Source organism: Flintibacter sp. P01028 (assembly GCF_041925235.1).
In the GTDB taxonomy this organism is placed as follows: Bacteria; Bacillota; Clostridia; order Oscillospirales; family Oscillospiraceae; genus Lawsonibacter; species Lawsonibacter aceti.
On sequence record NZ_JBHEVC010000001.1, the window covers coordinates 342,846 to 362,200 of the forward strand.

Annotated in this window: 21 protein-coding genes and 1 riboswitch; of the genes, 11 read left to right on the forward strand and 10 right to left on the reverse strand. The window is 59.1% G+C overall.

The genetic code is table 11. The features are described 5' to 3' along the window. Positions 1-75 precede the first annotated feature (75 nt). The 4 genes from fusA to ACEVJK_RS01685 all read right to left on the reverse strand — a co-directional run bounded on the left by fusA (position 76) and on the right by ACEVJK_RS01685 (position 3,593). Positions 76-2,184, reverse strand: coding sequence for an elongation factor G (gene fusA, locus ACEVJK_RS01670; RefSeq protein WP_147570660.1), 2,109 nt, complete (start codon positions 2,182-2,184; stop codon positions 76-78). Between the two features lie 18 nt (positions 2,185-2,202). Next, the gene (gene rpsG / locus ACEVJK_RS01675; RefSeq protein ID WP_147570661.1) at positions 2,203-2,673 is read right to left on the reverse strand and encodes a 30S ribosomal protein S7; all 471 of its coding nucleotides are present in this window, start codon (positions 2,671-2,673) and stop codon (positions 2,203-2,205) included. A 171-nt stretch (positions 2,674-2,844) separates the two neighbouring features. Beyond that, positions 2,845-3,267 (reverse strand): 30S ribosomal protein S12, encoded by a 423-nt coding sequence (gene rpsL, locus ACEVJK_RS01680; protein WP_147570662.1) that lies wholly within the window; start codon positions 3,265-3,267, stop codon positions 2,845-2,847. Between the two features lie 86 nt (positions 3,268-3,353). Next, positions 3,354-3,593 carry a ribosomal L7Ae/L30e/S12e/Gadd45 family protein gene (locus ACEVJK_RS01685; RefSeq protein ID WP_147570663.1) on the reverse strand — a complete coding sequence of 80 codons (240 nt, stop codon included), beginning with the start codon at positions 3,591-3,593 and terminating at the stop codon, positions 3,354-3,356. 359 nt (positions 3,594-3,952) lie between these two features. Between ACEVJK_RS01685 and ACEVJK_RS01690 the strand changes: the two genes are divergently transcribed. Further along, entirely contained in the window at positions 3,953-4,138 is a 186-nt protein-coding gene (locus ACEVJK_RS01690) for a ferredoxin (RefSeq protein ID WP_147570664.1), read from the forward strand. Positions 4,139-4,178: 40 nt separating this feature from the next. On the opposite strand, the gene ACEVJK_RS01695 is transcribed toward ACEVJK_RS01690, so the two are convergent. The 4 genes from ACEVJK_RS01695 to ACEVJK_RS01710 form a co-directional block, all read right to left on the reverse strand. Next, positions 4,179-4,907 (reverse strand): NAD-dependent protein deacylase, encoded by a 729-nt coding sequence (locus tag ACEVJK_RS01695; RefSeq protein ID WP_340405212.1) that lies wholly within the window; start codon positions 4,905-4,907, stop codon positions 4,179-4,181. Between the two features lie 25 nt (positions 4,908-4,932). Beyond that, complete coding sequence (locus ACEVJK_RS01700; RefSeq protein WP_262669206.1) at positions 4,933-5,409, reverse strand: hypothetical protein; 477 nt, start codon at positions 5,407-5,409, stop codon at positions 4,933-4,935. A 41-nt stretch (positions 5,410-5,450) separates the two neighbouring features. Beyond that, positions 5,451-5,840: a DUF4430 domain-containing protein gene (locus tag ACEVJK_RS01705; protein ID WP_186852707.1), complete on the reverse strand. Its 390-nt coding sequence runs from the start codon at positions 5,838-5,840 to the stop codon at positions 5,451-5,453. A 36-nt stretch (positions 5,841-5,876) separates the two neighbouring features. Beyond that, a riboswitch (cobalamin riboswitch) is annotated at positions 5,877-6,056 on the reverse strand. Between the two features lie 138 nt (positions 6,057-6,194). Beyond that, on the reverse strand, positions 6,195-6,548 hold the full coding sequence (locus ACEVJK_RS01710) for a cupin domain-containing protein (RefSeq protein ID WP_240287115.1): 354 nt from the start codon (positions 6,546-6,548) through the stop codon (positions 6,195-6,197). A gap of 144 nt (positions 6,549-6,692) precedes the next feature. Here ACEVJK_RS01710 and ACEVJK_RS01715 point away from each other — a divergent pair, with 144 nt between their 5' ends. Genes ACEVJK_RS01715 through ACEVJK_RS01730 form a run of 4 tightly spaced genes read left to right on the forward strand, consistent with a single transcriptional unit; the run spans position 6,693 to position 10,509 of the window. Then, complete coding sequence (locus tag ACEVJK_RS01715; protein ID WP_147570669.1) at positions 6,693-7,022, forward strand: helix-turn-helix domain-containing protein; 330 nt, start codon at positions 6,693-6,695, stop codon at positions 7,020-7,022. 39 nt (positions 7,023-7,061) lie between these two features. Continuing rightward, positions 7,062-9,212 (forward strand): Tex family protein, encoded by a 2,151-nt coding sequence (locus ACEVJK_RS01720; RefSeq protein ID WP_374739844.1) that lies wholly within the window; start codon positions 7,062-7,064, stop codon positions 9,210-9,212. Positions 9,213-9,222: 10 nt separating this feature from the next. Further along, positions 9,223-9,537: a DUF4491 family protein gene (locus ACEVJK_RS01725; RefSeq protein WP_147570671.1), complete on the forward strand. Its 315-nt coding sequence runs from the start codon at positions 9,223-9,225 to the stop codon at positions 9,535-9,537. A gap of 27 nt (positions 9,538-9,564) precedes the next feature. Then, the gene (locus tag ACEVJK_RS01730) at positions 9,565-10,509 is read left to right on the forward strand and encodes a dipeptidase (protein ID WP_374739845.1); all 945 of its coding nucleotides are present in this window, start codon (positions 9,565-9,567) and stop codon (positions 10,507-10,509) included. Between the two features lie 60 nt (positions 10,510-10,569). On the opposite strand, the gene ACEVJK_RS01735 is transcribed toward ACEVJK_RS01730, so the two are convergent. Next, positions 10,570-11,112: a stage V sporulation T C-terminal domain-containing protein gene (locus ACEVJK_RS01735; protein WP_186852711.1), complete on the reverse strand. Its 543-nt coding sequence runs from the start codon at positions 11,110-11,112 to the stop codon at positions 10,570-10,572. 112 nt (positions 11,113-11,224) lie between these two features. Further along, a complete protein-coding gene (locus ACEVJK_RS01740) occupies positions 11,225-11,704 on the reverse strand; it encodes a hypothetical protein (protein WP_147570688.1) in 480 nt (159 codons plus the stop codon). Positions 11,705-11,906: 202 nt separating this feature from the next. Between ACEVJK_RS01740 and ACEVJK_RS01745 the strand changes: the two genes are divergently transcribed. The 6 genes from ACEVJK_RS01745 (at position 11,907) to ACEVJK_RS01770 (ending at position 19,340) form a co-directional block, all read left to right on the forward strand. After that, positions 11,907-13,892 (forward strand): type IIA DNA topoisomerase subunit B, encoded by a 1,986-nt coding sequence (locus ACEVJK_RS01745; protein ID WP_186852712.1) that lies wholly within the window; start codon positions 11,907-11,909, stop codon positions 13,890-13,892. 312 nt (positions 13,893-14,204) lie between these two features. Continuing rightward, entirely contained in the window at positions 14,205-14,879 is a 675-nt protein-coding gene (gene sdaAB / locus ACEVJK_RS01750; RefSeq protein WP_374739846.1) for an L-serine ammonia-lyase, iron-sulfur-dependent subunit beta, read from the forward strand. Further along, positions 14,879-15,754 (forward strand): L-serine ammonia-lyase, iron-sulfur-dependent, subunit alpha, encoded by an 876-nt coding sequence (sdaAA, locus tag ACEVJK_RS01755; protein ID WP_374740039.1) that lies wholly within the window; start codon positions 14,879-14,881, stop codon positions 15,752-15,754. The genes sdaAB and sdaAA overlap by 1 nt, the downstream gene beginning before the upstream one ends. Then, positions 15,751-16,179, forward strand: a complete 429-nt coding sequence (locus tag ACEVJK_RS01760; protein ID WP_374739847.1) for a hypothetical protein — start codon at positions 15,751-15,753, stop codon at positions 16,177-16,179. The genes sdaAA and ACEVJK_RS01760 overlap by 4 nt, the downstream gene beginning before the upstream one ends. 11 nt (positions 16,180-16,190) lie before the next feature. Beyond that, entirely contained in the window at positions 16,191-18,434 is a 2,244-nt protein-coding gene (locus ACEVJK_RS01765) for a DNA gyrase subunit A (protein WP_374739848.1), read from the forward strand. 33 nt (positions 18,435-18,467) lie between these two features. Next, positions 18,468-19,340, forward strand: a complete 873-nt coding sequence (locus tag ACEVJK_RS01770; RefSeq protein WP_186852716.1) for a YitT family protein — start codon at positions 18,468-18,470, stop codon at positions 19,338-19,340. Positions 19,341-19,355: the final 15 nt, after the last annotated feature.

Here is a 19,355-nt window from a genome sequence, read left to right on the forward strand (position 1 = left end):
TGGGTTCCATCGCATCAGGGACATTTTATCCTATTCTGAGCGCAAATGCAACCCTATTTTCCAACACACCCGGAATTAATCCTGGGTGTTGCGGCCGCGCTCGGCAATGATCTTGTCGGCGATGCTCTTGGGGATCTCCACATAGCTGTGGGGCTCCATAGAGTACTGGCCACGGCCCTGGGTGCTGGAACGCAGGTCGGTAGCATAGCCAAACATATTGGCCAGAGGCACCAGGGCGTCGATCTGGGTGGCGCCGGGACGGCTCTCCTGGCCCTGGATCTGGCCGCGGCGGCTGTTCAGGTCACCGATGACATTGCCCAAATAGTCGTCGGGCACGATGACGGAAACCTTCATGATGGGCTCCAGCAGAATGGGTGTGGCCTTGCGGCAAGCCTCTTTGAAGGCCATGGAGCCGGCAATCTTAAATGCCATCTCAGAGGAGTCCACCTCGTGGTAGGAGCCGAAGGTCAGGTGTACCTTCACATCCACTACCGGGTAGCCCGCCAGAACACCGGCCTGCATGGCTCCCTGGATACCAGCGTCAACGGCGGGGATATACTCCTTGGGGATGACGCCGCCGGTGATCTCGTTCAGGAACTCATAGCCCTTGCCGGACTCGTTGGGCTCCACCGTGATGCGGACGTGGCCGTACTGGCCCTTACCGCCGGACTGACGGGCATACTTGGTATCCTGCTCCACGCTCTTCTTGATGGTCTCCTTATAGGCCACCTGGGGAGCGCCTACGTTGGCTTCCACCTTGTACTCCCGGAGCAGACGGTCCACGATGATCTCCAAATGGAGCTCGCCCATACCGGCGATAATAGTCTGGCCGGTCTCTTCGTCGGTGTAGGTCTTAAAGGTGGGGTCCTCCTCGGCCAGCTTCATCAGGGCAATGCCCATCTTCTCCTGACCGGCCTTGGTCTTGGGCTCAATAGCCACACGAATCACGGGTTCGGGGAACTCCATGGACTCCAGAATGATGGGAGCCTTCTCGTCGCAGAGGGTGTCGCCGGTGGTGGAATTCTTCAGGCCGATCACGGCGGCGATGTCGCCGGAGTAGCAGCACTCAATGTCCTCCCGGTGGTTGGCGTGCATCTGCAGGATGCGGCCAATGCGCTCTTTCTGCCTCTTAGTAGAATTCAAAACGGTGGTGCCGGTGTTCAGCACGCCGGAGTAAACACGCACAAAGGACAGGCGGCCCACAAAGGGATCGGTGGCGATCTTGAAGGCCAGAGCGGAGAAGGGGGCGTTGTCGTCAGCGGGACGCTCATCCTCCTCCTCAGTATCAGGGTTGACACCTTTAATGGCGGGGATGTCGATGGGAGAGGGCATATAGTCCACAATGGCATCCAGCAGCTTCTGCACACCCTTGTTTTTGTAGGAGGTGCCGCACACCACGGGGACCATCAGGTTATCGATGGTGCCCTTACGGATGGCGCGACGGATCATATCCTCAGGAACAGGCTGCTCCTCCAGGACAAGTTCCATGATCTCCTCATCAATGTCGGCACAAGAGTCCAGCAGCTTGGTGCGGTACTCCTGGGCCAGCTCCATCATATCGTCGGGGATCTCCTCCACCCGCATATCCTTGCCTACCTCGTCGTAGTAGACGTCAGCCTTCATCTCCACCAGGTCGATGATGCCCTTGAAGGTCTCCTCCTTGCCGATGGGGAGCTGGATGGGCACGGCGTTGCACTTCAGACGGTCGTGGATCATGTTGAGCACGTTGTAGAAGTCGGCGCCCATAATGTCCATCTTGTTGACGTAGATCATACGGGGGACCTTATAATGGTCGGCCTGGCGCCAGACAGTCTCAGACTGAGGCTCCACACCACCCTTGGCGCACATGACGGTCACAGAGCCGTCCAGCACGCGCAGGGAGCGCTCCACCTCCACGGTGAAGTCCACGTGGCCCGGGGTGTCGATGATGTTGATACGAGTCTGGGGGAACTGATCCTTGGTTCCCTTCCAGTAGCAGGTGGTGGCGGCGGAGGTGATGGTAATGCCGCGCTCCTGCTCCTGGGCCATCCAGTCCATGGTGGCGGTACCCTCATGGGTCTCGCCAATTTTGTAGTTGACGCCGGTGTAGTAGAGAATACGCTCGGTAGTGGTAGTCTTACCCGCGTCAATGTGGGCCATGATACCAATATTGCGGGTATTCTCCAAAGAAACTTTTCTAGGCATACTTTGTCTCCTCTTAGATTACCAGCGATAGTGAGCGAAAGCCTTGTTGGACTCGGCCATCTTGTGGGTGTCCTCACGCTTCTTCACGGCGCCGCCGGTGTTGTTGGCAGCGTCCATAATCTCGCCGGCCAGCCGCTCCTTCATGGTCTTCTCGCCGCGGTTGCGGGCATAGGCGGTCAGCCACCGCAGACCCAGGGTCTGACGACGCTCAGGCCGGACCTCGATGGGCACCTGGTAGGTAGCGCCGCCTACACGGCGGGCCTTGACCTCCAGGGAGGGCATGATGTTCTCGAGAGCCTGGGTGTAGACCTCCATGGGGTCCTTCTCGGTCTTCTCCTTGATGATGTCAAAGGCGCCGTAGACCACCTTCTGAGCCACGCCCTTCTTGCCATCCAGCATGATGCTGTTGGTGAGCTTGGTAACCAGGACGGAGTTGTAAAGCGGATCAGGCAGAACCTCCCGCTTGGGTACATTTCCTCTTCTGGGCACTTTGCTTCCCTCCTTCTTATAAAATTAGAAATCATAGGTACTCGAACCGTTTCGCAAACGATCCGTGTAATGCCTGTCCGAGGTCTGCCTAACAATATATAGGTAAACGCTCGGCAAGGCGGGGTTGCCTTGCGCAAACGCACAATGCAATTTCAGTGTGAAGTAATACTCTTACTTCTTGCCGGCCTTGGGACGCTTGGCGCCGTACTTGGAACGGGCCTGCATACGGCCGTTGACGCCCTGGGTATCCAGAGTGCCGCGGATGATGTGGTAACGCACACCGGGAAGGTCCTTGACACGGCCGCCGCGGATCATGACCACGGAGTGCTCCTGCAGGTTGTGGCCAACACCGGGGATATAGGCGGTGACCTCGTAGCCGTTGGTCAGACGCACACGGGCGATCTTACGCAGAGCGGAGTTCGGCTTCTTAGGAGTAGAAGTACGGACCGCGGTGCACACACCTCTCTTCTGGGGAGAAGGCAGATCAGTGCTCTTGTTCTTCAGGGTGTTCAGACCGTGCTGCAGGGCGGGAGAGGTGGACTTGTAAGTCACCTGCTGGCGTCCCTTGCGTACCAGTTGGTTAAAAGTAGGCATGGTTTTCCTCCTTTCTGAAAATCTGCCCCTGAGGGGGCGTAATATATTTTAACAGAATAAGGAAATCTTATTCCATTAAAATCAAATCACAGCAGGACAGCCACTGCACTGCCCACTGCAATGGAACAGGCGGCGCCCAGCTCTTTCATGGTGGAGACCTCCTCCACCGGGACTTCCTTTTCTTTGGCCAGCCTCGCCAGCGGCTCGGTGACCCGGGGGTCTGCGTCGGCGGCCAGAAACAGCTTTTTAGCCCGCCCGTCGTTGAGGGCGCGCTTGACCTGCTTGGCCCCTGCCACCTTATCGGCGCTGTTCAGTTCACTCAGCATTCCGGTGCCCTCCTCCCTCCTGTTTCAGAAGCAGTCATCGGGTAAAAGGGCGCAATAGCCCCTACCACCGCAAGTTGAGATTATAGCATTTTCTCTCCCTCCCGTCAAGGAAAATCCGCCGTGAAATCCACAAATTTTCTCTCCCCGTCCCTGTTTTTTCGGCAAATGGCAAAATTTTTTCCCTTGGAGGCCACGCCCTCCGTAAAGATATTGCGTCTATGCAGGCAGAGGGATCTGTTCACAGGGGCCAAATACGCTGCTAAGATGATGGATTCTTTGAATCGATCTTCAGGCAAATCAAGAATAAAACACGGGGATAGCGCCATACTATGGAAACTCTATGATAAGGAGGAGCCTGTATGACCGCCCATGTAAATGAAAACTGTATCGGCTGCGGCCTGTGCACCGGTATCTGCCCCACCGCCTTTCTTATGACGGACGAGGGGGTGGCCGCCGCCCGGGACGAGATCCTGCCAGAGTGGGAAGGCCAGGTCCAGGAGGCCGCCGAGAGCTGCCCCACCAGCGCCATTGAGATATCACATTGAACACAGAGGGGGCGGGCCCAAGGCCCGCCCCCTCTGTGCTCTATCCTTCTGCCTGTATCTGTTCCAATATCCTTCCAATGGGTCCGGCGATGGCTAGGTCCGCCCGCCTGTCGTATGGCGTGGGGCTCTTGTTAATGAGGACCAGCCGGTCTCCCCGGTAGTAGTTCACCAGACTGGCCGCCGGGTAGACCGCCAGCGAAGTGCCCCCTATGATGAGCAGGTCCGCCTGCTGGATATCGGCCAGAGCTCCCTCCAGCACCCGGCTGTCCAGCGACTCCTCATAGAGGACCACATCAGGCTTCACCGTCCCCCCACAGGAACAGGTGGGTACCCCCTGGCTGTCACGGATAAATTCCACGGGATAGGGCTTTTTACAGCGCATACAGAAATTCCGGTGGACCGAGCCATGCAGCTCCCACACCCGCTTTGACCCGGCCATCTGGTGCAGCCCGTCAATGTTCTGGGTGACCACTGAGCGGAGCTTACCCACTTGCTCCAGCTGGGCCAGCTTCTGGTGGGCCGTATTGGGCCGGGCATCCAGGCAGAGCATTTTGTCCCGGTAGAAGCGGTAAAACTCCTCCGGCCTTCGGTCAAAGAAGGTGCGGCTCAAGATCTCCTCCGGGGGATAGTCATACTTCTGGTTGTACAGGCCGTCTACGCTTCGGAAGTCAGGAATGCCGCTCTCGGTGGACACTCCAGCCCCGCCGAAAAAGACAATGGACTCGCTCCCATCGATCCACTCCTGAAGCCTTTTGATCTGTTCCTCCATGGTCGTTCTCCTTCTTCGGCATGATTCAGCGGAACACTTTGTCTCGCAACTTACACAGGACCTGATACAGCGGGTCGGCCAACACCAGGGCCAGGACAAAATTTCCCCCACAGTGGAGCAGGTCTGCCGGGATACCGGATATCCACCAGGACAGGGCCGCCCAGGGGCCGCCGGTGACCCAATAGGGGACCGACATCAGCGCCCCGAAGGCCAGTCCAAAGGTGCCGCTTGCCATTGCGAGTAACAGCGGGCGGCCCGGAGGCAGCTTGGTACAGATCAGGCCCCACAGGGGCCAGACATAGAGATAGCCTAACCACCACATAGGGTTGAAGCCGTACAGCAGTCCCTCTACCACCACAAAGGGAAGGATGATCGAGAGGACTTGCCTTCCAAAAACAAGAGCGTACACCAGGATGAGCAGGGAGACCGGCTCGATGTTGGGCAGAGGGGACAGGACCATCTTCAACACTGTCAGCGTGGAGGCCATCAGTCCACAGAGCACCACTTTTTTCGCCCCGTTGAGGGGTCTCCTCTCTCCCATGGTCAATAGGTAGACAAAGTCAGCTCAAAGTGGTCGCCGTCCTGGACCGGGGTGGTGTCCACTCCGGTGTTCACCATCTCGCCGTCCTGGGTGACGCGCCACCACTGGTTCTCACTCTCCTGGGCGGTCTCCCCGTCTACTGTAGTAATATATAAGCCGAACTGGCTGCTCTCGCCCTTCACAAGCTTTTCCTCGACCAGCACCTGACCCAGATACTCGGCGTCAGTGTGGTAAGTAAACTCCTTAGCGCTCTCGTCCCCGTGGACCACCTCCACCACCACAGTCTTGTCGCCCACCTGGGTCTGGGGCCTGGTGAAGTACCAGAGGCCGGCCATGAGGGCGGCGACGATCATCAGCGCTGCGGCCGCCAGCAGGGTTTTCCTGTTTCTCATAATATTTTCCTTCCGCCCTTGCCGTCACTCGCGGCGCGGGCAAGCAAGCTCCCAGGCAGGTCTTCTGACTCAAGGCTCTCCACCCGCTCCCCCGCCTTCCCGGCAGATGCCGGCGGCACATCGGGGGTGGGCTCCCCTCTCACAGCGGCGTGACCGTGGACATACGTCTCTTCCCTATTCTCCCGGAAACCGGGCACCTGAGGCGGGAATATTATAGCACAGCGTCTTAGAAAAGGAAAGCAGGACTTGTGGCGTGCCGAGTTGTTGCACCATACTGGATGCCCACAGGCGCATCACTTCCCGTCAAGGGGGCGGTCAGGGCAGTCCCTGTGCCACCTTGACCGCTTCTTTGATTCAGTGCACGACGGCGTCCTCCGCGGTGAAGCCGCCCAGGGAGCCCTCCTTGACTTGAATGCAGACATAGGTGACGCCGGAATCCTCCGCCGCGGAGAACTGTCGCTTGGCAGCCGGGGCGACCCGCAGCCAGTCCCCAGCGGCGAGGGAGACGTTCTCTCCGTCGATGACCGCCCTGCCCGCTCCCGCCAGGATACCGTAGATCTCCTCGTTTCGCCTGTGGGAATGTACAAAGGGCACCCCTGCCCCAGCGGGGAGCCGGTTGACGCTGACCTCCGCGCCGGTCAGGCCCAGCTTATCATGTAGTTCGGCGCGGTCCTCAGTACCAATGTTGATTTTCGTGTAGTTTGTCATGGTTTTGACCTCCAAATCTTGTTCGCAAGTCGCCTTGCGTGCCTTTAGTGTACAGCCACCGCATACTCGGCTACAAGTACGCACCTTTTTATAACTGTACACGCGAAAAACGATGTGCTATACTGTGCCCGGAGGTGTATCGCCATGAAAACGAAGGAGGAACTTCCGGCCTGTCCAGTGGCCACCGCGGTATCCTTAATTGGCGGGAAGTGGAAGCTGCTGATCCTGCGCAATTTGAAGGCGCGCCCGTGGCGCTTCAACGAGCTGCAGCGGGATCTGGACGGGATCTCCCAGAAGGTGCTGACGGACAGCCTGCGCCAGATGATCGATGACGGCCTCGCCTATCGCCGGGACTATCAGACCATGCCCCCACGGGTGGAGTATGGCCTAACCGAGCTGGGAAAAGAGATGCTGCCCATTATCGACGCCCTGGCCGATTTTGGGACCTATTACAAATCGACGCTCCAGCCGTAACGCCCCGCTACCCCAAAATTTTTCACCAAGGAGAATGCTATGGACGCTATCATTCAGGCCCTAGCCCGTGAGCTGGGCCGCAGCGAAGCACACATAAAAAATGTGGTCAACCTTATCGACGAGGGAGCCACCATCCCCTTTATCGCCCGGTATCGAAAAGAGCTCCACGGCTCCATGGACGACCAGCTGCTCCGCCAATTAGCGGACCGGCTCCAGTATTTGCGCAATCTGGAAGCCAGAAAGTCGGAGGTAAAGGCATCTATCGAGAACCAGGGCAAACTCACCGAAGACCTGGCGGCTGCCGTCGATAGGGCGATAACTCTGGCTGAGGTGGAGGACCTTTACCGTCCCTATAAACAAAAGCGGCGCACCCGGGCCACCGCAGCCAGAGAACGGGGGCTGGAGCCCCTGGCTCTGCTGCTGTTTGGCAAAGGGCCTGCCGTGACACCGGAGGAGGCGGCAGCAGATTTTGTCGATCTGGAGAAAGGCGTGGAAACTTTGGAGGACGCCCTTCAGGGGGCAAGCGATATCATCGCCGAGCTTATCTCGGACGACGCGGAGATTCGCAAGGAGCTCCGGGACCTGTATCTCCGACGGGGCGTGCTGGTCTCACGGGCGGCGGACAAGGAGCCGGAGGATAGTGTGTACCGGCTTTATTATGACTTTAAGTGTCCCGTAGGGCGCCTCCAAGGCTATCAGGTGCTAGCCGTCAACCGTGGAGAGCGGGAGGGTATTTTGAAGGTATCGGTGGAGCTGGACCCGGAGACCGCCCATGTCGCCGTCCGCCGCCTCACTGTCCCTGGAGCCGCCGCTATGGAGTTCGTCCGCAACGCGGCGGACGACGCCTACGACCGACTCATCCAGCCCTCTATGGAGCGGGAGATCCGCAGTACCCTCTCTGACCAGGCCAACGAGGGAGCCATCCATATGTTTGCCCTAAATTTGAAGCCATTACTCATGCAGCCCCCAGTCAAGGGCAAGGTCACCATGGGGCTGGATCCTGGCTACCGGATGGGCTGCAAGGTGGCGGTGGTGGACGGCACCGGAAAAGTGCTGGACACGGCGGTGGTCTATCCTACCCACGGAGAGCGGCAGAAGCAGGAGTGCATCGCCAAGCTGGCCTCTCTCATCAAGAGATATGGGGTAGAGCATATCGCCATCGGAAACGGTACCGCCAGCCGTGAAACCGAGCAGATGACGGTAGAGCTCATCAAAAAGATAGGCGGCGGAGTGTCCTACATGATTGTCAGCGAGGCGGGGGCCTCCGTCTACTCGGCCAGCAAACTGGCCGCCGAGGAGTTTCCCCAGTTCGATGTAAACCTGCGCAGCGCCGTATCCATTGCCCGGCGGCTCCAGGACCCCCTGGCCGAGCTGGTGAAGATCGACCCCAAGGCCATCGGCGTAGGCCAGTACCAGCACGACATGCCCCAGGCCAGGCTGGGTGAAACGTTGGACGGTGTGGTGGAGGACTGTGTCAACGCGGTGGGAGTGGACGCCAATACCGCCTCCCCCTCCCTGCTCCAGCGGGTGTCCGGCCTGACCGCCGCCACCGCCAAGAATCTAGTGGCCTACCGGGAAGAAAATGGCCCCTTTACCGCCCGGAAGCAGCTTTTGAAGGTGCCAAAGCTAGGCCCCAAGGCCTTTGAGCAGTGCGCCGGCTTTCTCCGGGTGCCGGAGAGCGGCAGCGTGCTGGACAACACCGGCGTCCATCCGGAGAGCTATGGAGCCGCGGAAAAGCTGCTGGCGGAGTGCGGCTATACGCTGGACGACGTGAAGGCAGGGAAACTGTCGGAATTGAAGGCCAGGGCGGAGGCCATCGGGCTTGCCCAACTGGCAGAGAGATGCGGAGCAGGACTTCCTACCCTGGCCGACATTATCAAAGAGCTGATGAAGCCGGGCCGGGATCCCCGGGACGAGCTGCCGCCCCCCATCCTCCGCACTGATGTTATGGAGGCCAAAGACCTACAGCCGGGCATGGAGCTTCAGGGCACCGTGCGCAACGTCATTGATTTTGGCGTCTTTGTGGACATCGGTGTACACCAGGATGGCCTGGTCCACATCTCTAAGCTGCCCCGGCGGGTGAAGCACCCCTCCGAACTGCTCACCGTAGGGGATATCGTCACCGTTTGGGTCCTGGAGGTAGACGAGAAGAAAAAGCGGATCAGCCTAACCATGAGAAAGCCGGGGTGAATCGATCGATATGAATCTGGAAGGTATCATCACCGCTGTATTGTGCTTTGCCTGTATCGGCCTGTTCCACCCTATTGTCATTCGTGCCGAGTACCACTGGTCCGCCCGATGTTGGCCCTTCTTTCTGTTGGCCGGACTGGTTTTTCTTGGGTGCAGTCTGCTGGTAGACAACTCCATAGGCGCCTCTGCCCTGGGGGTGCTGGGTTGCAGCTGTCTTTGGAGCATCTTGGAGCTGAAGCAGCAGGAAAAACGGGTGGCTAAGGGCTGGTTCCCCTCCAACCCCAAGCGGGTCTCTAAGCAGAATAACTCCAGGTCCCACGCATAGAATGAAAAAAACAAAAGGAGGTTCCCCATGCCCGCTTCTGCCGTGTTCGACCTTCACTGTGACACTCTCACCGCGTTTATGGACCCCACCCGCTGCCGGGACACGCTGGACGACCCCCTCTCCTCCTTTGCCCTGTCCAAGATTCCCCAGGGGGTAAGCTGGTGCCAGTGCTGCGCCATCTTTATCCCCGACGGTCTGACCCCAAAGGAGGCCGAGGGCTACTACGCCTTCCATCAGCGCAGTTTTATCCGCCAGATGGGCTGCCTGTCCTCCCAGGTCCTTCCCTGCCGCACCGCCGACGATATCTGCCGGGCCTGGGACTGTGGAAAGGCGGCGGTTATCCTCACTGTGGAGAATGGAGCAGCCCTGGGTGGACGGCTGGAGCGCATAGAGCGGCTGGCCCGGGACGGAGTGCGGATGATGACCCTCACCTGGAACGGAGAAAACGAGCTGGGCTCCGGCCATGAGACGGACCGGGGCCTGTCCTCCTTTGGGAAGGCCGCCGTTCAGGCGTTGGAGCGGCAGGGCATTCTGGTGGATGTGTCCCATCTGAACGACCAGGGCTTTGAAGACCTGCTGGATATTTCGGAAAAGCCCTTTGTGGCCAGCCACTCCAACGCCCGGTCGGTGTGCGGTCACCGGCGCAACCTCACTGACTGGCAGATTAGGGAGATGGCCGCCCGCGGGTGTCTGATCGGGCTGAACTACTACTCCCCCTTCCTCCGCTCTGACGGCTGCCCCGCCGGCCTGGACGATCTGTACCGCCATGCGGCCCACTTTCTGGACCTTGGCGCGGAGAACTGTCTGGCTCTAGGCTCCGACTTCGACGGAGCCGACCTGCCCCCCTGTCTGGACAGTCCCATTAAGGCGGCGGGACTGTGGGACTATCTGACCGGACGGCGCATCCCCCCCACCCTGGTCCAGAAGATCATGTACCAAAACGCTCTGAATTTCTTCCGGGCCGGGTTGTAACCCCTCTTTTTCTATCGGACAGGCGCAAAAAAGCCGGGAGCTTCTCGCTCCCGGTTTTCCTTATCCCTCCATATGGCGGCCAAGGAAGCCGGCGATGGATTGGGCCAGCTTGTATTCCACCTCGCCGCCCTCCAGCTCCTCCGGCCGGCCGACAAAGACTACGCTGCCCAGCACGTCCCCCTCTGAAAGAATGGGGGCCACGGTGTCCAGGCAGAATTTATCTTCTCCGGTACACAGGGGCAGCGGCGCCTCTCCCCCCTTGTGCTGGTAGATCTGCCGCCCCTCCATGAGCCGTTCCAGTTCAGAGGATACCTGCTTTTCCATCAGCTCGCGCTTGGGTGCCCCGGCTACCGCGATACAGCTGTCCCGGTCGGTGATGACTGTCACCCGGCCCGTGGTCCGGTTCAAGGTCTCACACAACTGGCCGGCAAAGTCCACCAGCCCGCCCATCAGGGAGTATTTTTTGAAGATCACTCCGCCATCCTTATCTGTGTAGATCTCCAGCGGATCGCCTTCGCGGATCCTCATGGTGCGGCGGATCTCCTTGGGTATGACAACGCGGCCCAGGTCGTCGATCCGGCGCACGATTCCAGTCGCTTTCATCTATGATTTTGCCTCCTGCGGTTCAATTTACTGTGACAGGCATAGTATCTGCTGGAACAGGTCAGATATGCAGAATTTTGGCTGGGTTTGTTTGGCAAAAGAAAAAATTGCGTCAGAGCCGCTCGCCCCGATCCTCTCCCTCTAGTTCTTCCGGAGGCACGCCCAGCAGCAGCAGCGCACCGGCCACCGCCAGGTCAGACATAGCCCTCCCGTCTGGTCCCAGAGGCAGCGGAAACTCCTGCCGCTCCACCACCTGGCCGCCCAGGGTCACCAGTTCCCGCTGGAGGGCAGCCCACAGCCTGTCCCCCTCCCGGCTGGAAATGGTCAGGCTGTCCCGGGGCGAGCTTCCATAGCTCACCGCGCTCGCCGCCCGAAGCCCCTCCAGCATCCTTCCCGCGTCCCCTGGCAGCAGGATGGTCCGACAGGCGCCTGGGAGCTCGGCGCCTTCGGCCGCCGCCTGGGGTGATACCACCAGCAGGGCCGGGTGCTCCAGCGCCGCATACCGCTCTGTCATACCGCCTCTCCGAGAGAGTGCTCGCAAGATACGTCCTTCGATGCCCTCTCCCGACTCGATGACCTGAAAACACTCCATACCCATCCCCCTTTCTCACAGTCTTTGGCGTTCTTATGTCCTTTATGCACCCGGAGCACAGGATGACCTCCCCTTTCCTTGACTTTCCACCGCAATTTTTGGTAATATTATATATAGTGTATGATTGCGTCCTTTTCTATAAAAATGAAATCCCAGACGCCGGCACAACCGGCGGGCTTTGAAATGTGAGGAACAGAATACTATGGCCCAGAAAAATAACAGTTACGGCAACCAATCCATTTCCTCCCTGAAGGGGGCCGACCGGGTGCGTAAACGCCCCAGTGTTATCTTTGGCTCCGATGGGCTGGAGGGCTGCGAGCACGCCGTTTTTGAGATCATGTCCAACGCCATCGACGAGGCCCGGGAGGGCCACGGCGACCTTATCACGGTCACCCGGTTTGAGGATGGCTCGATCCAGGTGGAGGACCAGGGCCGGGGCTGCCCGGTGGACTGGAACGAGACAGAGCAGAAGTTCAACTGGGAGCTGGTCTTCTGCGAGCTGTATGCCGGCGGCAAATACAACAACCTTGATGGGGACAACTACGAATATTCCCTGGGCCTCAATGGCCTGGGCGCCTGCGCCACTCAGTACGCCAGCGAATATTTTGACGCTGTCATCTGGCGGGACGGCTTCAAATACACCCTCCACTTTGAAAAGGGGGAAAATATTGGCGGGCTGAAAAAGGAGCCCACTGACCGGGGCCGGAAGACCGGCTCCACCTTCCGCTGGAAGCCCGACCTGGAGGTGTTCACCGACATCAATGTTCCCGTGGACTACTATCTGGACACCATGAAGCGTCAGGCGGTGGTCAACGCCGGCGTCACCTTCCGCTTCAAAAACCAGGTGGGCAGCAGGTTCGAGACTACCGACTTCCGATATGACAACGGAATCCAGGACTATGTGTCAGAGCTGGTGGGGGAGGATGCACTGACCCAGCCTGTGTTCTGGCAGACGGAGCGAAAAGGCCGGGACCGGGCTGACAAGCCGGAGTACAAGGTGAAGCTGTCCGTGTCCTTCTGTTTTTCCAATCGGGTCCAGGTCATCGAGCATTACCACAACTCCTCCTGGCTGGAGTACGGCGGCTCCCCGGACAAGGCGGTGCGCTCCGCCTTTGTCTCCGCTATCGACGGCTGGCTGAAGGGACAGAACAAATATACCAAGAGTGAGAGCAAGATCACCTTTAACGACATCCAGGACGCCCTGGTACTGGTCTCCAATGACTTCTCTACCCAGACCAGCTACGAAAACCAGACCAAGAAAGCTATCAACAACAAATTTGTCCAGGAGGCCATGACCGACTTTCTCCGGTCCCAGCTGGAGGTCTACTTCATTGAAAACCCTCAGGAGGCCCAGAAGATCGGTGAACAGGTGCTTATCAACAAGCGGGCCCGAGAGAACGCGGAAAAGACCCGGCTGAACATCAAAAAGAAGCTGACCGGCACCATGGACCTGGCCAACCGAGTACAGAAATTCGTGGACTGCCGCACCAAGGACATCTCCAAGCGGGAGCTGTATATCGTGGAGGGCGACTCCGCCATGGGCAGCGTCAAGATGAGCCGGGACGCCGAGTATCAGGGGATCATGCCGGTCCGGGGCAAGATCCTCAACTGCCTGAAAGCCGACTATGGCAAGATCTTCAAAAGTGAGATTATCACCGACCTGCTGAAGGTGCTGGGCTGCGGCGTGGAGGTAAAGGACAGGCACGCCAAGGACATGGCGGCCTTTGACCTGTCTGCCCTGCGATGGAACAAGGTCGTCATCTGTACCGATGCCGATGTGGATGGCTTCCAGATCAGGACTCTAATCCTTACCATGCTGTACCGCCTCACCCCCACCCTCATCCAGGAGGGGTATGTGTACATCGCCGAATCTCCCCTGTACGAGATCACATGTAAGGAAAAAACCTGGTTTGCCTATTCTGACAAGGAGAAAAATGACATTGTGGCCTCTTTGGAGGGGAAAAAGTGCGAAGTCCAGCGTTCCAAGGGCCTTGGCGAGAACGAGCCTGACATGATGTGGCTGACCACCATGAACCCAGAGACCAGGCGGCTTATCAAGGTCATGCCCGAAGATGTGGAGCGCACCGCCTATATCTTTGATCTGCTGTTGGGCGACGACCTGGCGGGCCGGAAAAGTCACATTGCGGACAATGGGCATAAATATTTGGAGCTGGCGGATATCTCCTAAGCCTTTCTGGATATGCGGAGGCGGGCGCAGTATCAGAAAATGAGGCAATCCCATTGAGTGCTGCCATCATTTGTATCTGGCTGCTCCTATTGGGCATCCTATTATCCAAAGCTGACACCGCTGTTCAAGCACCCTGCTATTTTGAACAATGGCGGCATATATCTGGCGAAGAACGGCGGATGACACTCCAGAAAACCGCCGCCGTCTTTCTAAACGGCTTGGGTATTTTATTCCGGCTCTTTCCGAAACATCTACCCCGCTTCTTATTCTGTTCTGTCTTTCCCACGCCACCTCATAGCGGAGGAATCATCTATGAACCTGTTTGACATCCTGGGGCCTGTCATGGTGGGCCCCTCCAGCTCCCACACCGCCGGAGCGGTACGCATCGGGCGGATGGCACGGTCACTGTTAGGTCAGGAGCCCGTGAGGGCCGAGCTGTTTCTCCACGGCTCCTTCGCCTCTACCGGCGAGGGGCACGGCACCCACCAGGCCCTCATCGCCGGCCTGCTGGGGCTGTCCCCGGACGACGACCGAGTGCCGGGCAGCTTTGCCCTGGCGGAGGAGCGGGGCCTGTCCTTCACCTTCTCCACCCGGGACCTCCGGGACATCCACCCCAACAGCGTCCTGATCCGTCTGGAGGGGGACCAAGGGGGACAACTGGAAGTAGGCGCCTCCTCCCCCGGCGGCGGCCGCATCCTGGTGTTCCAGGTGGACGGGCTGGACACCTCCTTTACCGGGGCCCTGCCTACCCTGGTGGTCCACAACTCCGACCAGCCCGGCTGCGTCAGCCAAGTCACCGGAGCGCTGGCACAGCGGGGCATCAACGTGGCCACCCTTCAGCTCAACCGGGGTGGGCGGGGTGGTAGCGCAGTCATGGTCATCGAATGCGACCAGCCCATTCCTAAGGAGGCTGCCCAGGCGGTCCGCGCGCTGCCCGGTATCCTGCGGGTCACCCGATATACGCCTGAGTCGGAGGAACGTCAATGATTGAGTTTACTTCTATCCAACAGATGCTGGAGGAGACCAGTTCTTCCGGTCTCCCTCTCTGGGACGCAATCCGTCAGGCAGACTGTCAGCGTCAGGGCATCTCCCCACAACAGTCCTGGGACAAAATGGCCACCATGCTTCAGGCCATGGAGGACGCGGACAGAAGCTATCAGGAAACGGACCGCTCCCACAGCGGACTGTCCGGCGGCGACGGGGGCAAAATGGCCCGCTATATTCGGGCAGGCAAACCCCTCTGCGGCCCCTTCCTGTCTGAGGTAATGGCCGGAGCCCTGCGTATGGGGGAGTGCAACGCCTGTATGAAGCGCATCGTGGCCGCCCCCACCGCCGGGGCCTGTGGGGTGCTGCCCGCTGTTCTACTCCCCTATGCCAGACAGTTTCAAGCGGAAGCGGACAGGCTGGTAGAGGCTCTGTATGTGGCCTCCGGCTTTGGCATGGTCATCGCCGCCCGGGCCTCCATCTCCGGAGCGGAGGGCGGCTGTCAGGCAGAGATCGGTTCCGCGGCCGCCATGGCCGCCCCCGCCCTGGTCCACCTCCAGGGCGGTACCCCGGAGCAGATGGCAAACGCCTGCGCCATGGCGGTGAAGAACCTGCTGGGACTAGTATGTGATCCGGTGGGCGGGCTGGTGGAGGTCCCTTGTGTTAAGCGCAACGTCATCGGGGCTATGGACGCCCTGTCTGCCGCCCAGATGGCCCTGGCGGGTATTGAGAGCCGGGTGCCTCCCGACCAAGTGCTGGACGCTATGCGTGAGGTGGGCCAGTCCCTCCCACACACCCTGCGGGAAACAGGCAAAGGCGGTCTAGCCGCCACCCCCTTTGGCTTGAGATACACGCCAAAGGAGGCAGATAAACGATGAACCGTTCGTCCCACTTCCTGGTCGTCGCTCTGGCCGCCGGACTCTTTCCTTTTCTCGTTTTCTGGGACGGGTTTCCCATGCTGCCTGTCCTGGACGGCTGTATCACAGCTGCTTCCGCTCTGCTTGGTCACCACTGTCTAGTTTCACAGCGCCTCCCCGCCACCCAGGCCGCCCAAGCTGTGCCCGAGGATGTACGGCGGCGCTGGTGCCGGGTACTTGGCATCCTGTTTCTGACCAACGCCGCCCTGGCCCCCCTGGGGTTTCTTCTGTGGAACATCCTTCGGTTTGATCAGGATCTTATTCTATTGGCTCAAATTTTGAGCTTTTTTCTCCTCTGTCTGGCCAGCCTGATCCCAGTGCGGCAGGCGGCCGGGAAGCGTTCCAGCTCCCAATCACAATATCCTCTTGACAAGAGTGTAAGATAGGACTGATACCAATGGCGAAAAAGAAAGTCCCCGATGAGGGGGCAAAAAAAGTAAATAATCCCAACGTCATGGGCCTGCGGGCCGAGGTGTTGGAACAGCCCATCACTCAGACTTTGGAAGTCAACTATATGCCCTACGCCATGTCTGTCATCGTATCCCGTGCCATCCCGGAGATCGACGGCTTCAAGCCCTCCCACCGGAAGCTGCTGTACACCATGTACCAGATGCATCTGCTGGGCGGCGCCCGGACCAAGAGCGCCAACGTGGTGGGGCAGACGATGAAGTTGAATCCCCACGGGGATGCGGCCATCTATGACACCATGGTCCGCCTATCCAGGGGCTATGGAGCCCTGCTCCACCCCCTGGTGGACAGCAAGGGCAACTTCGGCAAGGTCTACTCCCGGGATATGGCCTGGGCCGCCAGCCGGTATACCGAGGTGCGGCTGGACCCCATCTGCGCCGAGCTGTTCCGGGACATTGACCAGGACACCGTGGATTTTGTGGACAACTATGACGGGAAGCTGAAGGAGCCCACCCTGCTCCCCACTACCTTCCCCAACGTGCTGGTTTCCGCCAACCAAGGCATCGCCGTGGGTATGGCCTCCAACCTGTGCGGCTTCAATCTGGGCGAGGTGTGCGACACCACCATCGCCTTTTTGAAAAACCCGGACCACGATATCATGTCCACCCTGAAAGCCCCTGACCTGCCTACGGGGGGTGAGCTGCTCTATGACGAGGCGGCTCTGGGTGAGATCTACCGCACTGGCCGGGGCTCCTTTAAGGTGAGGTCCAAATGGCGCTATAACAAGGCGGAGAACCTGATCGAAATTTACGAAATTCCCTACTCCACCACCTCAGAGGCCATCATGGACAAGGTCACCGAGCTGGTCAAGGCCGGTAAGGTGAAGGAGATCGCCGATATGCGGGACGAAACCGACCTGTCCGGACTAAAGCTGACTATCGATTTAAAGCGGGGAGCTGATCCGGACAAGCTGATGGCCAAGCTGTTCCGCTTCACCCCCCTGCTGGACAGCCAGTCCTGCAACTTCAATATCCTCATCGCCGGGATGCCACGGGTCATGGGGGTGCGGGAGATCCTGGAGGAGTGGACCGCCTGGCGCATGGACTCGGTCCGCCGGCGGGTATACTACGCCATGAACAAGAAAAAGGAGAAGCTGCATCTGTTGAAGGGTCTGCGGCGTATCCTTTTGGATATCGACCGGGCTATTCAGATCATCCGGGACACCGAGGAGGACGCAGAGGTCGTCCCAAACCTGATGATCGGCTTTGGCATCGACCAGGTACAGGCGGAGTATGTGGCCGATATCCGTCTGCGTAACATCAACAAGGAGTACATCCTCAAACGCACCCAGGAGGTGGACACACTCTCTGACGAGATCGCCGACCTGGAGGACACTGTCAACTCCCCCAAGCGGATCCAGACTCTCATCATTGGGGAGCTGGAGGAGGTAAAGAAAAAGTACGCTGTCCCTCGGCGGACCGACATCGTCTTTGACCATGAGGCAGATGAGGTGATGGCGGTGGAGGAGGAGATCCCTGACTACCCCGTCCACCTGTTCTTCTCTCAGGAGGGCTATCTGAAGAAGATCACTCCCCAGTCCCTGCGGATGTCCAGCGAGCAGAAATACAAGGAAGGGGACGGCCCATATCTCCAATGGGAGGCCTCCAACCGGGACGAGCTGCTGGTCTTTACCGACCGGCAGCAGTGCTACAAGACCCGCCTGTCCGACTTTGATGACACCAAGGCCAGCGTGTTAGGGGACTATCTTCCCACCAAGCTGGGGATGGACCCGGAGGAGCGGGCAGTCTGGGCCTGTATTCCAGGGGACTACTCCGGCCAGCTACTGTTCTTCTTCGACAACGGCAAGGCCGCGCGGGTGGAGCTGTCCGCCTATCAAACTCAGACCCGCCGCAAGAAGCTCACAGGCGCCTATTCCAACAAGTCCCCCCTGGTGGCTGCCTTCCTGCTCATCGAGGACTTTGAGGCGGCGGTGATCTCCACCGAGGGGCGGTGTGTGGTCTTCCACACCGCCAGCCTAAACCCCAAGACCACCAGGAGCACCCAGGGCGTCAATGTCATGACGCTGAAGCCCAAATACCGGGTGGAGAAAGTGCTGCCGCTGGATCGCACTGCCATCGTCAATGCCGCCCGGTATCGTGCCCGCTCCCTGCCTGTCTCCGGCGCCTTGCTCAAGGAGGAGGACCGGGGCGAGGAGCAGTTGACGCTGCTGTGATCCAGCTCATCTGAATCCAAACGAGGTATCTGAATGGGTAAAAAAGGACTTGGTTCCGCGATAAAAAGCTGTTTCTGGATCGTCGCTGCCTCCGCCATTTTCTCTTTTGGCTTCAATTGGTGCTATGTCCCCAACCAAATCAGTCTAGGCGGCATCACTGGTCTCGGCCAGATCATCAACGCTGCAGTCCCGGCTATCCCAATCGGTATTGCGGTCATAGCGCTGAACATCCCCCTGTTTCTTCTGAGCTGGAAGTACCTGGGCGGCCGTCTGTTGCTGTCCTCTCTCTTCGCCATGGCCGCCACCTCCCTGGGCGTGGACATCGTGGCTGCTATCCACTCATTCCAGCCCATGGACCCTATGTTGGCCAGTGTCTTCGGCGGTGTCCTAATAGGCCTGTCCCTAGGCATCATTCTGCTCCAGGGGGCCACCACTGGAGGCACGGACCTGATTGCCCGGCTCTTGAAGCTGCCCTTCGGTCACCTGCCCATGGGTCGGCTGCTGATGGCGGTGGACCTGGCAGTCATCGCGGCGGTGGCTCTGGCCTTCCGCAGCCTGAACAGCGCCCTGTATGGCATCATCTCCCTCTACCTGTCTACCGTAGTAATCGACAAGGTACTCTATGGCATGGACAGCGCCAAGGTCGCCTATATCATTACTGAAAAGTCCAGCCCCGTATTGGACGGTCTCGTCCACCAGCTGGAGCGCGGGGTGACCGTCCTCCATGGTCAGGGCGCCTGGAGCGGCGAGGAGAAGCAGGTACTCATGTGCGCCTTCAAGCAGCGGCAGATCGTGGCCATCAAACAGACGGTAAAGGAGCTGGACCCCGAAGCCTTCCTGATCGTCTGTGATGCCCATGAGGTCCTGGGCCACGGCTTCCGGCTCTATCATCCAAATGAAATATAGAAAAAGGAAGGAATA

What these genes read in the sequence shown, in the direction of transcription:
- fusA (WP_147570660.1), bottom strand. Translation starts at nt 2,184, where the DNA reads ATGCCTAGAAAAGTTTCTTTGGAGAATACCCGCAATATTGGTATCATG.
- rpsL (WP_147570662.1), bottom strand. Translation starts at nt 3,267, where the DNA reads ATGCCTACTTTTAACCAACTGGTACGCAAGGGACGCCAGCAGGTGACT.
- ACEVJK_RS01685 (WP_147570663.1), bottom strand. Translation starts at nt 3,593, where the DNA reads ATGCTGAGTGAACTGAACAGCGCCGATAAGGTGGCAGGGGCCAAGCAG.
- ACEVJK_RS01690 (WP_147570664.1), top strand. Translation starts at nt 3,953, where the DNA reads ATGACCGCCCATGTAAATGAAAACTGTATCGGCTGCGGCCTGTGCACC.
- ACEVJK_RS01695 (WP_340405212.1), bottom strand. Translation starts at nt 4,907, where the DNA reads ATGGAGGAACAGATCAAAAGGCTTCAGGAGTGGATCGATGGGAGCGAG.
- ACEVJK_RS01705 (WP_186852707.1), bottom strand. Translation starts at nt 5,840, where the DNA reads ATGAGAAACAGGAAAACCCTGCTGGCGGCCGCAGCGCTGATGATCGTC.
- ACEVJK_RS01710 (WP_240287115.1), bottom strand. Translation starts at nt 6,548, where the DNA reads ATGACAAACTACACGAAAATCAACATTGGTACTGAGGACCGCGCCGAA.
- ACEVJK_RS01715 (WP_147570669.1), top strand. Translation starts at nt 6,693, where the DNA reads ATGAAAACGAAGGAGGAACTTCCGGCCTGTCCAGTGGCCACCGCGGTA.
- ACEVJK_RS01720 (WP_374739844.1), top strand. Translation starts at nt 7,062, where the DNA reads ATGGACGCTATCATTCAGGCCCTAGCCCGTGAGCTGGGCCGCAGCGAA.
- ACEVJK_RS01725 (WP_147570671.1), top strand. Translation starts at nt 9,223, where the DNA reads ATGAATCTGGAAGGTATCATCACCGCTGTATTGTGCTTTGCCTGTATC.
- ACEVJK_RS01730 (WP_374739845.1), top strand. Translation starts at nt 9,565, where the DNA reads ATGCCCGCTTCTGCCGTGTTCGACCTTCACTGTGACACTCTCACCGCG.
- ACEVJK_RS01735 (WP_186852711.1), bottom strand. Translation starts at nt 11,112, where the DNA reads ATGAAAGCGACTGGAATCGTGCGCCGGATCGACGACCTGGGCCGCGTT.
- ACEVJK_RS01740 (WP_147570688.1), bottom strand. Translation starts at nt 11,704, where the DNA reads ATGGAGTGTTTTCAGGTCATCGAGTCGGGAGAGGGCATCGAAGGACGT.
- ACEVJK_RS01745 (WP_186852712.1), top strand. Translation starts at nt 11,907, where the DNA reads ATGGCCCAGAAAAATAACAGTTACGGCAACCAATCCATTTCCTCCCTG.
- sdaAB (WP_374739846.1), top strand. Translation starts at nt 14,205, where the DNA reads ATGAACCTGTTTGACATCCTGGGGCCTGTCATGGTGGGCCCCTCCAGC.
- ACEVJK_RS01760 (WP_374739847.1), top strand. Translation starts at nt 15,751, where the DNA reads ATGAACCGTTCGTCCCACTTCCTGGTCGTCGCTCTGGCCGCCGGACTC.
- ACEVJK_RS01765 (WP_374739848.1), top strand. Translation starts at nt 16,191, where the DNA reads ATGGCGAAAAAGAAAGTCCCCGATGAGGGGGCAAAAAAAGTAAATAAT.
- ACEVJK_RS01770 (WP_186852716.1), top strand. Translation starts at nt 18,468, where the DNA reads ATGGGTAAAAAAGGACTTGGTTCCGCGATAAAAAGCTGTTTCTGGATC.